Source organism: Paenibacillus lignilyticus (assembly GCF_017942085.1).
Lineage (GTDB): Bacteria > Bacillota > Bacilli > Paenibacillales > Paenibacillaceae > Paenibacillus_Z > Paenibacillus_Z lignilyticus.
On record NZ_JAGKSP010000014.1, the window covers coordinates 96,981 to 112,133 of the forward strand.

The 15,153-nt window shown below is 51.9% G+C and carries 11 protein-coding genes; 2 read left to right on the forward strand and 9 right to left on the reverse strand.

Annotated elements, in window-relative coordinates:
• Nucleotides 1-37: 37 nt before the first annotated feature.
• A complete protein-coding gene (locus I8J30_RS25310; RefSeq protein WP_210662868.1) occupies nt 38-5,224 on the reverse strand; it encodes a M4 family metallopeptidase in 5,187 nt (1,728 codons plus the stop codon).
• Nucleotides 5,225-5,623: 399 nt separating this feature from the next.
• On the opposite strand from I8J30_RS25310, the gene I8J30_RS25315 reads away from it, so the two are divergent.
• Entirely contained in the window at nt 5,624-6,433 is an 810-nt protein-coding gene (locus I8J30_RS25315; protein ID WP_210662870.1) for a CPBP family intramembrane glutamic endopeptidase, read from the forward strand.
• On the opposite strand, the gene I8J30_RS25320 is transcribed toward I8J30_RS25315, so the two are convergent.
• Nucleotides 6,376-6,675 (reverse strand): hypothetical protein, encoded by a 300-nt coding sequence (locus I8J30_RS25320; protein WP_210662871.1) that lies wholly within the window; start codon nt 6,673-6,675, stop codon nt 6,376-6,378. The genes I8J30_RS25315 and I8J30_RS25320 overlap by 58 nt on opposite strands.
• A 200-nt stretch (nt 6,676-6,875) precedes the next feature.
• Here I8J30_RS25320 and I8J30_RS25325 point away from each other — a divergent pair, with 200 nt between their 5' ends.
• Entirely contained in the window at nt 6,876-7,676 is an 801-nt protein-coding gene (locus I8J30_RS25325; protein WP_210662874.1) for a TetR/AcrR family transcriptional regulator, read from the forward strand.
• A gap of 48 nt (nt 7,677-7,724) precedes the next feature.
• On the opposite strand, the gene I8J30_RS25330 is transcribed toward I8J30_RS25325, so the two are convergent.
• The 7 genes from I8J30_RS25330 to I8J30_RS25360 all read right to left on the reverse strand — a co-directional run bounded on the left by I8J30_RS25330 (nt 7,725) and on the right by I8J30_RS25360 (nt 15,126).
• Nucleotides 7,725-8,516 carry an ABC transporter permease gene (locus I8J30_RS25330; RefSeq protein ID WP_210662876.1) on the reverse strand — a complete coding sequence of 264 codons (792 nt, stop codon included), beginning with the start codon at nt 8,514-8,516 and terminating at the stop codon, nt 7,725-7,727.
• Entirely contained in the window at nt 8,513-9,400 is an 888-nt protein-coding gene (locus I8J30_RS25335; protein WP_210662878.1) for an ATP-binding cassette domain-containing protein, read from the reverse strand. The genes I8J30_RS25330 and I8J30_RS25335 overlap by 4 nt, the downstream gene beginning before the upstream one ends.
• A 578-nt stretch (nt 9,401-9,978) precedes the next feature.
• Nucleotides 9,979-12,243 (reverse strand): glycoside hydrolase family 3 N-terminal domain-containing protein, encoded by a 2,265-nt coding sequence (locus I8J30_RS25340; protein WP_210662880.1) that lies wholly within the window; start codon nt 12,241-12,243, stop codon nt 9,979-9,981.
• Nucleotides 12,244-12,301: 58 nt separating this feature from the next.
• Complete coding sequence (locus tag I8J30_RS25345; RefSeq protein WP_210662881.1) at nt 12,302-12,835, reverse strand: GNAT family N-acetyltransferase; 534 nt, start codon at nt 12,833-12,835, stop codon at nt 12,302-12,304.
• A 135-nt stretch (nt 12,836-12,970) separates the two neighbouring features.
• Entirely contained in the window at nt 12,971-13,255 is a 285-nt protein-coding gene (locus I8J30_RS25350) for a hypothetical protein (RefSeq protein ID WP_210662883.1), read from the reverse strand.
• Between the two features lie 163 nt (nt 13,256-13,418).
• On the reverse strand, nt 13,419-14,744 hold the full coding sequence (locus I8J30_RS25355) for an amino acid permease (protein ID WP_210662885.1): 1,326 nt from the start codon (nt 14,742-14,744) through the stop codon (nt 13,419-13,421).
• Nucleotides 14,745-14,787: 43 nt separating this feature from the next.
• Entirely contained in the window at nt 14,788-15,126 is a 339-nt protein-coding gene (locus tag I8J30_RS25360) for a DUF5658 family protein (protein ID WP_210662887.1), read from the reverse strand.
• Between the last annotated feature and the right edge of the window lie 27 nt (nt 15,127-15,153).

Sequence of the window (15,153 nt, forward strand, 5' to 3'; positions counted from 1 at the left end):
CTGCCAGGCAGATGCGCTCGGTCTATTGTTTTGCCTTCTACTCGTTAATAAAAGCGAGCTGCTGCAGCATGCGCTTCAATGCCACAACGGCATTGGCTCTTGTAACGGACAGAGCCGGCTCAAACTTGCCCTTCAGTTCGACTTCCAGAATGCCGGCTTTCAGCAGCTGATTGATATCCTCCGTAGCCCATGCAGCAATCGAAGCAGCATCCGGCAGCTTATCGACGCTGATTGCAGTGTTGGCCGAACCTGTCTCAGGCTTGACTGTCACGTACTTCATGGCTCTGCCGATCATGACCGCCATTTCTTGTTTCGTAATAATGCCATTCGGGGAGAACCTGCCATTCGTATCCCCTTTAATCAAGCCCGTTTGATCTGCAACACTTGCAACACGTGCATACCATGCGTTCGGTTGAACGTCGGTGAAACGCAAGGAGCTTGTTTGCGGCGAAGCCAGTCCAAGCGCTCGTACAAGCAGCGCAGCAAATTCCGCACGCGTTACCTGCTGGTCCGGGTTGAACGTAGTAGCTGTCGCACCAAGAACTACACGTTTCGAGGCCATGATCTCGATATCCTTTTGAGCCCAATGTCCCGTAATATCCGTGAAGGTCTTCGAAGCGCTGGCTACGGTATACGTACTGTTATGTGGCACCTTCACCTCCATAACCGTATGATCCCCTTCCTTGCGAGCAAAAGCGGGCACAAACCCGGAGGTGCCTGTTTCAGAATCATAGACCAGAGCTGTAAGGTGATTCATATCCGCGTTTGCTTTGATGGTAAATGAACGTGTAACATAGGTGCCATTGAAATCATTCCATTCCGTGCTCTTACCGTCCTTCTCCAGCATTACGGTAAATGCGATGGAATCCGACAGTGGCTTAAATCCTTCTTGAGTCAATTGCTTCGTAATCTTGTTGCGTATCAAGTTGCTTGATTTGGCGATGCTAATGTCTACTGTCATATCATCCGTAATCACAGTACTGCCTGTATCCAAAAATGCTTTGACAGGCAGCTCATACGTGACATCGTGCGATTGAACTACAAGAATCATATCCGAATATTTCTTACTTGCCTCCAGTAGTACACTTGATGGGAAGGCTACCGATAGATTAACTTCAAGCTGTTCAAGGGAGATGATAACCTTCGGAACAACCGGCTCGTCCTCTTGTTTTGCCTGTGCATCAGCCTGCTCCTGCGCCTTAAACAGTGCTGCACGGAGATCAGCTGACTCCAATTCAAAGTGCATGCCTGAACTATCTGTTGTCGTCTTCATATCATCCGGACCTAGTTTTACAGATGGATCTACCGGTTCTGCCGGGAAGAACCCGCCGAAGAACCCTCCTCCAAAGCCGCCTCCGCTATTATCGCTTCCGTTATTCTCGGAAGGATCCGGTGAGTTTGGCGGAATTGGACAACCGTTTACCAGCGAGCTTGCAGCTTGTGCGACAGATTGCCCTGTGATCGACGGCTTGCTCAAGCCAGATACAACCGATGGTACAAGGGAGTACGGCGATAGCGTCGTCTGGCCTCCCTCACTGTATGCGATAAGCAGCTCGTCCTGTTTATCACCCGGCAAAATATCTACGATCGTGGTCGGCATTGCAAGCTGCTGCTTACGCTGGAAGGTTGCATAGTCATACACATTAAGCGTACTTCCGTTTAACGTATAGAACGTTGTCAGGTCTTTAGAGAAGACAACTCTGCTGAATGGCTCAATTGTTCTGACATACCGCATATCATCCGCTTTTGTAGTCGAGCTCGTAAATATGGTTCCGGCTCCATTGAACAGATATTTATAATCCGGTGTAATCTGTAAGTACGTCGACATGTTGTAGTCTCCGTGGTAAGGAGAATCGTAACCGCCTGGATACTTCGGATCCGTAAAATGTCCGGTGTCATCAACGTTGTAGGCACGGATGTCCCTAGGTGATAGATCTGTATCAATCGAATACACATGATGTGGACTATATTGAAGATAAGACGACTGTCGAACACCGGTTTGTTCAACGAATACATTAGTAGGCGCATAGGAATTGATATACGTCCATTGATCCCAGCCCGACGAAACATACATATAACCGTTATCATCTACAACAAGGTCAAAAGGATGGATCGTCGTGTTAAACTCTTCTACCTTCTCGAGCGTATCAGCCTTCAATATCGCAATTCCATTAACTAAAGCTACATAGAGCTTTCCTCCGGATACATACAGCCTGACCGGTTGATCAAGTGTAACAGTATGGACGTCACCTGTCTCAAGACTCATCGAAGCTACGGTATTGCTGCCATTAAATATGCCATAGATAACCGGATCGGTCGGATGCTTAATCATTTGTTTCACGTTGCCGTTGAAATGAGCCCAGCCTATTCCGGCACTCACCCCTGTAATCCCTGTACGGTTTATTACCTCCAGCTTATTGAAGGCAGAGATATTATTCCCACTGAAGTCAGTTACCTGTGCCACGGTAGAAACAGGCGTATGGGAGATCGTCACTCGGTCTGTTGACGTTACTTTATTATCCAACGTCAATATAATCTTCCGTCCAACAGAGGTGATTTCGTACAGCATAACTGACCTATTATTTACTTCTACATGAAACGTGTCCCTAACTGCCCCATATGCGTTCTTCAAAGGTTCATTGTAGGTCAACGTTAATTGATTCCCGTTAATTCGAGCCGTGCTTAATACGGGCTGCACCGTATCATCCATCAGGAAATACCCGTTCGTCGCATCGGGACGCACGCTGCGGCCATTGGTTCCTTTCAAGCCTGATACCGTAATCTTATAGCCGTTCTTGGACACAAGCGCTGAAGTCGTCAAATAGACGACATTGTCATAATCGCAATCCACTTCCACTTTCGAAATTTGGGGATTGGAATAACCGGAAATCAACGATTCCAGCTTATAATTGGCTATATTGCCAAGTGCTGAAAGACTCATCGCCTGATCAAATACAACCGCTACTGTTGTGTTGTTCTCCGCATACCCGCCAAGAACCTTCGGGCTATCGGAATCCTTGATTGCCGTGACCGTCCATGTTTGAACAGTGCCATTCTCGGCTGTAACGGTATAGGTAACCGGTCGATTCAGGTTCACCGCACTGCCACTCGCAGGTGAAACCTTCGCACCAGCAGAAACCTCAACCGTCGGTTGGATAGCGGATACGTTATCGATCTTTTCCACATATAACGTAACCGTGTGCTGAATAGGATCGATAATGGCCGGCCCTGTCAATACATCCGAGTTGAATCCGACAATATTACGATCCGCCTGCGGATCAGCGACAGACCCTTGAATCATCCACGTCTGTGACTGCCCATTCTGTGAAGTTACGGTGTAAGCGACCGGATTCGTGAAGTCCTGCGCGACATGAATATCAGGCGTAATGCTGGCACCCGGTGAAATAGCAATCTGCGGAGCAAGTGCAGTTAAGTTAGTCCCATATGCAGTCGAGAAGGTAACGGTATGCGCTAATGCGTTGATGTCCGGATTTCCGACCATTCCGGCAGCACTGAAGGATACAATACCGTTCTCATTATTCGAATATGGAAGGCCAACTGTTGCCCATGCCGCTTTCACAACTTCAATAACAGCATTCTTCTGCTCTTCCGGAAGCGTAAGATCATTAGCTGCAAGGACAAAGGAGTCCCTTGCTTCAATGAAACCGGAAGTAGGCGTCAGATAGGAGGTCAACGCCATATAAGTGATATCACCAAGGATTGAACGCCCTTGACCAGTCAAAGCAGGCAGCGCATCAATACCTTTTGCAATCAAATAAGCAGCATGATTGGGAATACCGCTATTCATATGAACGCCGCCGTTATCGTGATCGATATCCTCAGGTAAGTTCTCATATCCCGCCATTGTCGAAGGCTGCGGCGGGATTCCACGCTCCGGATGCTCCAGATCACGCAGCACACCGCTTCCGCCTGCAACGCCGGCATTCTCGGCAATGGACCAATCTTGATCGTCATAGACGACAGCCATAATGTCGGAAATCGATTCATTAAGCGCTCCGGACTGTCCTGAATATTCCAAGTTCGCTGTATATTCAGTTACAGCGTGTGTCAGTTCATGTGCGATAACATCATTCGCGCAAGTTAAACATTCGAATAATTCGTTGCCATCGCCATAGACGATTTCATAGCCATCCCAATAGGCATTATCAATCGCACCCGCATTCACGACAGAGATAATGGACATTCCATTGCCGTCCAAACTGTTCCGATTGAACCGGCTCGCATAGAAGTCATACACTTGACCTGCAAAATAATGCGCATCTACCGCTTCGGGGTCGTCAAACGACGGTGATGGTGAGTTAACAGGGAAAAACGGATTCTCGGCATCATAGGTTTCAATTACACCTGTTTCGATTCCATTTTCCATGTGATACATCGGTTTGGTTTTGTCAGAGAGGTAGTACTCACTGCCTTGCAGTGCCAAATTTAATGCCCTTGTTTCCCCATAGTAGCCTCTGCCCCAGCCGCTCGTGCTGTCGTTCGGGGCTGACTGCTCTAATCGACTGAACTTCTTAAGTACAATGCCGGTATTCGCATCGACGAAACCAATCCAGCGTCCCAATTTGGGCTGCATGTACTCCATATCTACTTTATAAGCCAAACTGTAGGTTCCGTTCGACGGATATACCATCAATTGGGCTTTAGGTTTGCCTAACTCTCGAGAAGCCAGTTGTCCACCTAGTGTTATGGCATAGCCGACTGCTTGTTCCACGTCCGACTGGAACGCGGCAGCTGCTTGGTTCTCATCTATAGTGGGCTGTGTATCTAACTTGATTCCTTCAAGTTCCGTAGAAGCATCATTCGTAATGGCATACATCCGCTTATCTGTGCCGACGTGCGCCGTTATGTATTTACCGTAAACAGGAAGGCCTCGATATTGCTGCTGCAGCATGTAGTGCTGTCTTCCTTGGGCGTCGCTTATTTTCTTCGCTATTGTCAGGCTGGTCTGCGCCTGGGACTGCCTAAGAGATTGTTGATTCGTAGAGAAATATTGAATAACGTCCGAATCGGTACGTAATTCACCTGAAAGTTTGCCTTGCAGCATACGCGGAGCTTGTTCCTGCGAGCCCTCCATTACATTGCCGATACCCGGCGTCAAAGGGCCGGTTAATCCTGACGCCATCGCAGGTGGAATGGCAACAGATAGAACGAGTATGCCCGTAAGCATGCTTATACAGATGGACTTGAAACGACGAGACAGCACTGATTTTCCCCCTAGATATTAAATTCAAAAAATTACCACCACTATAGAATATAGTAAAATAATCTATTATGACAACGCTATTTACTAGATTTATAGATGCTAGATTTTACCTACACCTTAGTAAACTGGCACTCAATCCACCACTACGTTCCGTACTGCAAAAAGAAAGGCCGATATCGCTCCGTCGAAGGAGAATATCGGCCTTTCTCGTTTCACACTTGTTATTACTCATACTCCTCTTCACACGCCTATCTGTTCTCGTCCCGCGATGACCGGAATCTTCCTCTGAGAACGCTCCCGATGGTGTAGTTGATGGCATGGCTGGCATAGACACTCTCTCCCCTGAATATGTTGTCTTGTATCTCCGATATGTGGAACCCAGTAAAGGGGCGAAACGCAATGATGAGACGATATCTCGTGATGCTTGCGAACGTAGTGCTGTATGTGGCCATGATCATAGCCGCGATTGTGATTTACAATGTAGCTGTAAATCCGCTGACGGAGTGGGGAGCCTTCGGGGAAGGCGAACAATTGCCTGCGCAAGTTTTTATCGTGCTGGCGCTGTCCGTCGTGTTGTGTTATTTGGCCTATACGGTCAAATACAAGCTGATGGGTTCGCAGACGCCGCCGGGCTTTATAAGGATGCAGCAGTACCTGCCGATTTCAACCTTGCGAGCCGTGCATATGATCACCGTCGGCATCGGGTTTGCTTTCTTCTTCACAGCCGCCCTCAAGCTCCTGCTCCATCAAGGGGTAAGCGAGCTGGCAACCTTCACCGATCAATATGCCGACGTTCCGACCGGCTACCTCATCGTCTCTGCCGTCATCAACACCGCGCTGGAGCTCATCTTGTTCATGGGCATCCTCTTCAATGAAACGCGCCGCAATGTGGCTGTCTTCTGGGCGGTTCTCCTCGTTTCCATCATTATTGCCGCTCTTCAGCCTGGCGGGTTCGCCATGCAGCTGCTCGGCATTCCGCTTGGCTTCCTGTATGGCTACATGTATCTCCGCTTGCGGTCGATTTGGTCAGTCATCCTCATCGGATGCATGTTTAATGTGTTGTTCTTTGCTTTTGTCAAAACGTCCGCTTTCGATTGGTTCGACTCGCTTCATGACGGCTGGCTTATCGTCATCATTGCTGTTGCGGCGATCTATATGGGCGCGAGCGTCTTGAAGTACAACGGGAAGAAGAGTTCGAAGCCAATGTAAGCATCCAAAACGTCTCTCTCAGGAGAGACGTTTTGGGCTGCCGGAGAGAGTCGCTCCCCGATGTCTTCGAAGATAAATTCGGCGGCTCCGCTTAGAGAGATGATGATCGCGCATTTCGAAGTCGGCTTGTCCACATGCCCGTTGTATACTTGGTTCGCTTCAAGCTGCGTCCGGTACACACCAAACAGATCAACAGGGGTCTGTACAAATTTTCTCGCCAGCTCTTCATAACTGTAGGCCATGTGGTTCCACTCCCTTCATTAATTCTCCCAATCATATTACAAAATGTACAGGCTGACGAGGTGACTATATGAGCGGCTGGGAAAATCGTCCGTTGCGATCCCGGCAAGGCTTTCCATCATCTCCGCGGTCTCGAATTATGATATACTGTCTACTACATATACACTTATAGAAGCAGTAAGCTGACGGAGGATTAATGGCAATGTCCGATACTAAGGATCACTATGATGATGAAGCGATACAAAGCTTGCCGGAGAGCGTAAAACTGAGCTGGGGTATTATCAAGCCGTCGCGCAGAGGACCAAAGGGCGAGCTCAGTATCCCCAAAATCGTGGACACCGCCGTCGCGATCGCCGATCAAGACGGACTGTCCGCCGTATCGATGAGCCGCGTGGCCGGAGCGCTCGGTTTCACTACGATGTCCCTATATCGTTACATAACGAGCAAAGAGGATTTGCTGCTGCTGATGCAAGATCGAGTCTGCCCTCCTCCACCGGAAGCGGAGCCCGATTCGGGGACGGGAGCGTCAAAGAAACATTGGCGCGCGGAGATGCAGGACTACGTGCAATTCTGTATCAAGGTCTTCCGGGACCATCCCTGGTTCGCCGATATTCCCATCCGAAGCGTCCCCATGATGCCCGGTAATCTTCGTATTATTGATTGGATGCTTCGCATTATGCGTGGCTTCCCCGTTAATGATTTTGAGAAAATGTCCTTCGTGCTCTTGATTAGCAGCTATGCGAGGGCATGCGGCATGATTGCCAGAGACATGGATTTGGTCATTAAAGCCGGTGACAGCTTCTCGACTTTCTCCGGCTTGAGTTACACGGCCGCATTGAAGCAGCTCATTACGGAGAGCAACTTCCCGGACCTGCAACCGATCGTCATGTCAGGCGCGTATACAGGAGAGGTCGAGAGTCCGATTGGAGACGACTTGGCCTTCGGACTGGAGCGTATACTGGATGGTATCGAGCAGTATCTTGAAGTGAGGCGTCAGATGTAAAAAAGCAGCGATTCGAGCTCATCGGCTCTGAATCGCTGCTTTTTTATTTTACGGCTGGCCGGCTTTGCGGCGGAACGCGAGCGTGCACCATACGATGGCCAGAATCAGGATGACCGTGCACCAGCTAATCGCCCACCAGCCGTTGTCTCCGATCGGCGTACCGGAGAGCAGGCCGCGAATCGTCTCGATGACCGGCGTGATCGGCTGATGATTGGCTAAACCTTGCAGCCATGATGGCATCGTGCTGGTCGGCACGAAGGCGCTCGACAGATACGGAAGGAAGAGCAGTGCGAAGCCGTAGCCGCTCGCGGCCGAAGGGCTCCCGGTCACCAGCCCGATCGCGGCGAATAACCAGGTGAACGTCAGGATGAACAGGATGATGACGCCGAGCGCGCCCGCCCACTCCAATACGCTTGCGTCCGAGCGGAAGCCCACGGCCAGAGCAACGCCGATAACGATACAGGTCGCCAGCAAATTACGGACCAGGCTCGCGACCACGTGCCCAACGACCACGCTAAGTGAACGGATCGGCATCGTACGGAACCGATCAATGATGCCGTTCGTCATGTCTGTCGCGACATCGACTGCGGTGCTGGAGGAACCGAATCCTGCGCACAGCAGGATGATTCCCGGTACGACGTAAACGACATAATCGCCCGAGGGATCAATGGCGCCGCCGAACACATACGTGAACAATAGCATGAGCATAACGGGGAGCATAATCGCCATCACCAGCGACTCGACGTTGCGCAGGCTGTGACGGAGGCTGCGTCCGATGAAGACAAGGTTGGTCACGCCGAAGGATGCGGGCTTCGGTGCCCGTTGCTGCAAGGTTCTCATGCCGGTGACGCCTCCTTCTCTATGCTCGTTAACGCCAGAAAAACATCGTCCATGCTCGGCTTGCGAATACTGATTTGCGTGCCTTCCGGGAAGGAATGAACGACGCTGCCAAGCGTTTGCCACACATCTGCGATGGTCCCGCTCGTTGGCAGGGAGCGAAGCAGCTCATTGTCCTTATTTCGCAGCTCGATTACTTCGCCGCCCACACGCGTCTTCAGCTCGGCGGCCGTCCCGGATGCGACCACCCGACCATGGTTAATAACCGCAATCCTGTCGGCTAACTGATCCGCTTCCTCCAAATACTGCGTCGTCAGGAAGATCGTGATGCCCTGCTCCTTCAATTGCTGGATATTCGCCCAGAGTGCGCGGCGGCTCACCGTGTCGAGCCCCGTTGTCGGTTCATCCAAGAACAGCACCGGTCGGTGCACGACTAGGCTGACCGCAAGGTCCAGCTTGCGTCGCATCCCGCCGGAATAGGTCTTCACGCGCTTGCCTGCAGCAGCTTCCAGATCGAAGCTTCTGAGCAGCTCCGCCGTGCGGACGCGGCTTTCCGCAGCCGACAGACCGGACAAGCGGCACATCATGTTCACATTCTCCGCCCCCGTCAACACCTCGTCGACCGCGGCGAACTGGCCGGTCAATCCGATCGACTGGCGCACCTCTTTTTTGCTTGCCACGATGTCATACCCTTCAATCCGCGCGCTGCCGTCATCAGGTTCGATCAACGTAGATAGAATATGAATAAGTGTCGTTTTGCCTGCGCCGTTTGGTCCAAGCAACGCGAAGATCGTCCCCTTCGGTACCGCCAAGTCGATGCCGTCCAGCACCGTTTGACTGCCGAAGCTCTTACGCAGCCCGGCGGCTTCAATTGCAAGCTTTGCCATCACCATCATCCCCTCATTAATTGTGTATTGTATAATCAGTATATTATGTACACAGTTAATTTACAACAAGAAAAAAGGTCCCGTGCATCATAGTTAGATACAGCTCGGACCCTCTGATCTTCTCCAACCGCGCTTACCGTAGATCAACTGCAATGGTGAAGGTTGTACTTGCAGCTCATTCCATAGATGCATCGCCGCTTCCTCCCGGTGGCTAACTGTGTGGTGAGAGTTCGGTTTTGCGACTCTCAGCTCCGGTTGTGGAGTTAGATTGGTTAGTTTGGGAGCTGAGAGTCGTGTTTTGGAACTCTCAGCGTGAATTCGGTGCGTTTTTGGTGGTGAGAGTTCAGTTTTGCCACTCTCAGCTCCGGTTGTGGGGCTAGATTGGTTAGTTTGAGAGCTGAGAGTCGTGTTTCGGAACTCTCAGCGAGAATTGAGTGTGTTTTTGGTGGTGAGAGTTCGGTTTTGCGACTCTCAGCTCCGGTTGTAGGGTTGGATTAGGTTAGTTTGGGGCTGAGAGTCGTGTTTCGGAACTCTCAGCGTGAATGCGGTGTGATTTTGGTGAGGTGATTCCCTTCTCACTACTGTACCGGCAATACACCGGGCAGCCCCGCCTGCCCGAGCAGCGCGTTCATACCGGCCCCGATATTCGGCTCCTGCTTCCCGTAGAGCGCCACGCCTGACTTTACGTCCCGTAAGTAAAGCAGCTCATAAGGGTTGCCCAGAGACACAAGCGCATACCGTTTGCCCAGCCTATTGAGTTCATCGATTACCGTTTGGTAATCCGACCACCCGAACTGACTGGCTACGTTGCGGAATTGGTAGGAGGCTACCATTACGTAATCCGCGCCTTTCAGCTTAGGCAGCGCAGCCGATGTCTTCCCTGGCCCGATAATCACGATCTCCGTACTCAGATGCTGCGACGCTCCGGCTTGTCGTAATTGTGTATCCAATTGCTTGCCGATTTCTTCGTCGGCTGCAGCAATGACGACCCGGTCCCCTTCCCCGATACGATCGGGATCGTTTCCATCTCGCCCGGCGAGCAGCGTAACCGCGCGTTCCGCAATGTCCTGCTCAACCTTGCGATGCGCCGCAGTGCCGATAACCGCCGGCAATGCAGCCAGCTTGGAAGAGAGACTCCCGCCTCTGCCGCCAAACAAGCCGTATTTTGCTTTCAGCTGCAGAATTCGTTTGACCGAAGCATGGATCGCCTCTGAGGAGAGCGTTCCGTTATGAACGGCCTTCACCAGCGCTTGATGCGCAATCGCCGAATCCTGCGGCATCAGAATGATATCGATACCTGCGGATACCGCACGCACGACCGCCTGTTCCTCGCCAAAATGCTCCGCGATCCCGTTCATCGTAAACGCATCGGATATGATAACCCCTTGGAAGCCGAGCTCTTCCCGCAGCAGTCCGGACAGCACCTTCTTCGATAAGGTCGCCGGCACGGGTACGCTGCTGCCGTCTTTGCGAGAGATGACATGTTCATTATCTACAGCCGGAAACGCGATATGCGCGCTCATAATCATTTCCACACCCGCCTCGATGGCAGCGCGGAAAGGCTTCAGCTCAACCGCATCCAACCGCGCGCGATCATGCGTCAGTACGGGCAGTCCCAGATGGGAATCAACCGTCGTGTCGCCATGCCCCGGAAAATGCTTCACCGCCGGGATAATGCCCGAGGCTTGCAGCCCCTTAATCTCCGCCAGCCCAAGCCGCGTGACCGCATCCGGGTCCGAGGAGAAGGAGCGCATCCCGATAATCGGATTGTCCGGATTGCTGTTAATATCGAGCACCGGCGCAAAATCAAGCTGCATGCCGAGCGCCTTCAGCTCCTCGCCCGTGAGCTTCCCGGCGGCTTCGGCCAGCGAAGCATCCCGGGCAGCTCCAAGCGCCATCTGCCCGGGCAGGTTCGTGCCGCCGGGAATTCGCTTAATTACGCCGCCTTCTTGGTCGATGCCAAGAAACAGCGGTATGTCTCCCGCTTCGGCTTGCAGCCCATGCGTGAGTGTCGTAACCTGCTTGGCATTCAAGATATTTTTCTCGAATAGAATTAGACCGCCCAGATCCTGATCGCGAATCGTCTCCTTGATGCCGGCGTTCACCGTCGTCGTGGGCTGCCCCTTCCACTGCCGGATATCCGGCATGAGCATTTGCCCTACCTGCTCGCTGACGGTCATATAAGATAGGAGCTTATCCCAGTCCTTCGCCTGAATGGCGTTCTCTCTCTCGAACCGGATCACTCTTGTCATAAACACCGCAAACTCCGCGAGCGTAACGGATTTATCCGGTCGATAGGTGCCGTCCGCATACCCGCCGATCAGCCCATTCGAGCTCATCATCCCAATAGGCGCTGCAGCCCAGTGCGTTGTCGTATCGGACAGACTCACTGTGCGCTCCCCGGATTGAAGGGCGTATGCGCGAGCAAGAAAAGCGGCTGTTTCCGCACGGCTGACTGGGGCATCCGGATGAAACGTACCGTCAGGGAAACCGCCTGCCAATCCCATCCGGGCCGCAACTGAAATTTCTTTGTAGAACGGATGGCTTCGCGGGACGTCTGTATACGTCTGTTCGCCATCTGCCAACTGCTGCGGGTACAGCTCGCGCACCATGAAGGTGACCGCCTGTGCACGGGTAACCGCACCTTCCGGCTTAAAACGGCCATTGCCGTAACCGGCTACCGTCCCCCGCTTCGCCATGTACGTAATGCTATCTTCCGCCCACCGGGCTCCCTGTAAATCAGTAAATTGTTCCCCCGCAGCTGCCGCCGTTCCTGCCCATACCATAATGGCAATGCCGGCAGCCGCGCCAACCGCGGTTGCTTTCCATTTCGTCATCGTCATTCCAAACACACCTCTGTATCTTATTTCTCGTTGTATAGACGCAGAGGAACGTATTTAGTTACGTGGCAGCCATCTCTGAGTCCGTAGGCTGCAGCTTGTAATACATGATGGTTGCAGCTAGTCCGCCATCCGCTGACATGGCGTAATCGGGAATTCGGCCTGCTTGGATATAACCCATCGACGTATAGAGGAGATTGGATGGGTCACCTTCCCGGGTATCCAGCACGATTAAGGAGCGTCCCTCCCCCTTCGCATCAGCTTCGGCTGTCTGCATGAGCATCCGCCCGATTCCCATCCGGCGATATTCGGGATGCGCCATTAGTTTGGCGATCTCCGCCCGGTGACCGCCGTTTGGCTTCATGCACAAGTGTACCTGCACGCTTCCGACAATCCGGTTGTCCATCGTTGCGATATACAGCCGGACATCCGGAGCCGGCACATGAGCCCAATACTCTGCAGCTTCAGCATGGCTTAGCGGCGGGAGAAACCCAAGCGAAGCACCATCCTGAACAACCGCTGCCAGCAGCTCCGACAGTTCATCCCTATGATCGATAATCGAAGTGATTCTCTCTATTTCCACTTCATGCTTCATCCTTCTTCACACACCTTTTGCCTAATTTAGATGATTAGCGGCGAGGTGCTCATCACCATATAGGACGATGATACGCTAGGCCGTATGATTTGTATAACGAATGTTATCCATCATAGTAATCAATAATTTCAATCATTAGGCCACAAAAACATAGACCAGCAATACGACGATCCCGGCTACCCAGAGCATTGGCACGGCATTAGCCGCCTTCGCTAACCCTTTACGACGCTTATGAAATACCCAGGCAAGGATCGAACAAACAATTGCAGCCGCCGGATACGCCGCAATGGCGGAGACAAAAGCCACATTCCACGTACTGAAGCCGGCGTCGAAAGACATGAACGACATGATGAATATCCCGAACCATGGCAGCAAGAAGAGGACGTAAATAATCTGGCTAATGATAAAGTACTTTTTCATTTCTAATGGCCTCCCTAAATCCCCCAGTTGCCGCACAACTAAATTATGATATAGGGTCGGCGAATTTGTAAATGGAACATGCAGCAATCTGCCCAAGAAAAAGGCCGTGAAGCTGACTACAGCGAAGTCAGTTCACGGCCTTTTCATACCCGCAGCAGCAACTTCAGCGGCGCCGACCGATATAGGGTACAATTCGGGAAGCTGCAAATACGAGCAGAATCAACGCCAAGCTGAGGCCCAGCCCAATCCGCTCATTGCGGTGCAGAAGCGCGCCGGAGATGGCCACAAGAATTAACACCATGCCGACATACGCGCCATAGGGATGCGTAAAGATGCGAAGCTTGCCCCTACTCGTTTCACAACGGCTGCGTAATTTGAGCGAAGAAGCCAGAATGAGAATCCAATTTAGGATCAGCATCGCCCCGGCAGCCGTACTCACATATTCATACATCGTATGAGGCAGTATGTACGAGCAGACAATGGTGACGGTCAGGGCAGCCGCTGTAATCCAGAGTGATTTTGAAGCGACGCCGCGACTGTTTACCTGCTTCAATGAACGCGGGGCATCGCCATCCTCCGCCAGCGATACCATCACGCGACTCACGCCGAATAACGCCCCGACCATGGTAGAGAAGGCCGCGCTGATGATAATGAGATTAAACAGCGTTCCCAGATACGGAATGCGAAAACCGGAAAGCGCCGTGACAAAAGGGCTGGCAGCGTCGCTGATGGCTGACGGCTCCGTCATTTTGAGTACCCCGAACAAGGCAAGCACATAGACAAGAACCAGCACCACAAGGAGCGTAAGCCCGGCCTTCGCAATCTCTTCCCCGCGCTTCAATTCGGATGCGGTAACCCCGACGACCTCAATGCCCCCGAACGAAAAGAAGACAAAAATCATAGCAGACCACAGCCCGCTTAAGCCGTGCGGAAACCAATCATGCCTGCCAATGGGTTGAATCGGCACCTTAGGCGAATCAGAAAGCAAGCCGCACACGAACAGTACGCCAAACAAGATGAACAAGATAAGAATGGTTAGCTTGATAACGGCAAACACCGACTCGATAGCGCCGAAATTACGCACGCCCATAAAATTAATGCCAAACCCAAGCACAGCATAGAGCACGGAGAAGATACCAAGCGGAATGTTCGGGAACCAATATTGCGTAAAGGTAGACAGCGCGACGATTTCGCTGGACATAATCAGCACGCCGGCCAGCCAGTAGATCCATCCGGACATAAAACCCGCCGAGCGGCCAAAGGCCAATCTGGCATAGGTGCGGAACGAACCCGGCTGCGGGTCGTTCACGGTCATTTCGGCCAAAGCGGCAAACACGATAAAGGTCGCAAGCCCTGCAATGATGTAGCCGATGAGCACGGATGGCCCCGCCATCCCAATCGAGAGACCGCTCCCCAGGAAGAATCCTGCCCCGATAATCGAGCCTATACCGATTAACGACAGCTGCCACCATGCCAATCTTTTATGCATCCCGGAACCCTCCACGTCGAATCTTCGCGTTAGTATGCCCGGGTTATAGCACAAAAACAAGGATCATCCATACGAGATGATATAGGGCCAACAGACCGTAGATGAGGGTAACGATGAGAATCCATTTTTTTAGAAACGATGTTTCTGATACATTTTGTATCAAGAAGTACAGAAGCAGCGGCAAAATAATCTTATACGCGTAGAAGACGGTCGGATCGGTCTCGTATAAGTAAGCAGCGAACGGGTTTGCTTCATGAATCGCACGCAGTCGAATGCCCATATCTGTCGCAAACGCATCGAAAAAAGATAATACAACCAGCCATTTCAACGTGCTTTTACCCGGTCGCAAGCTCCTGATGGCCGCTTTCGCTCGAGCCGGCATCGCATCACCTCCATAATTTAGATACAC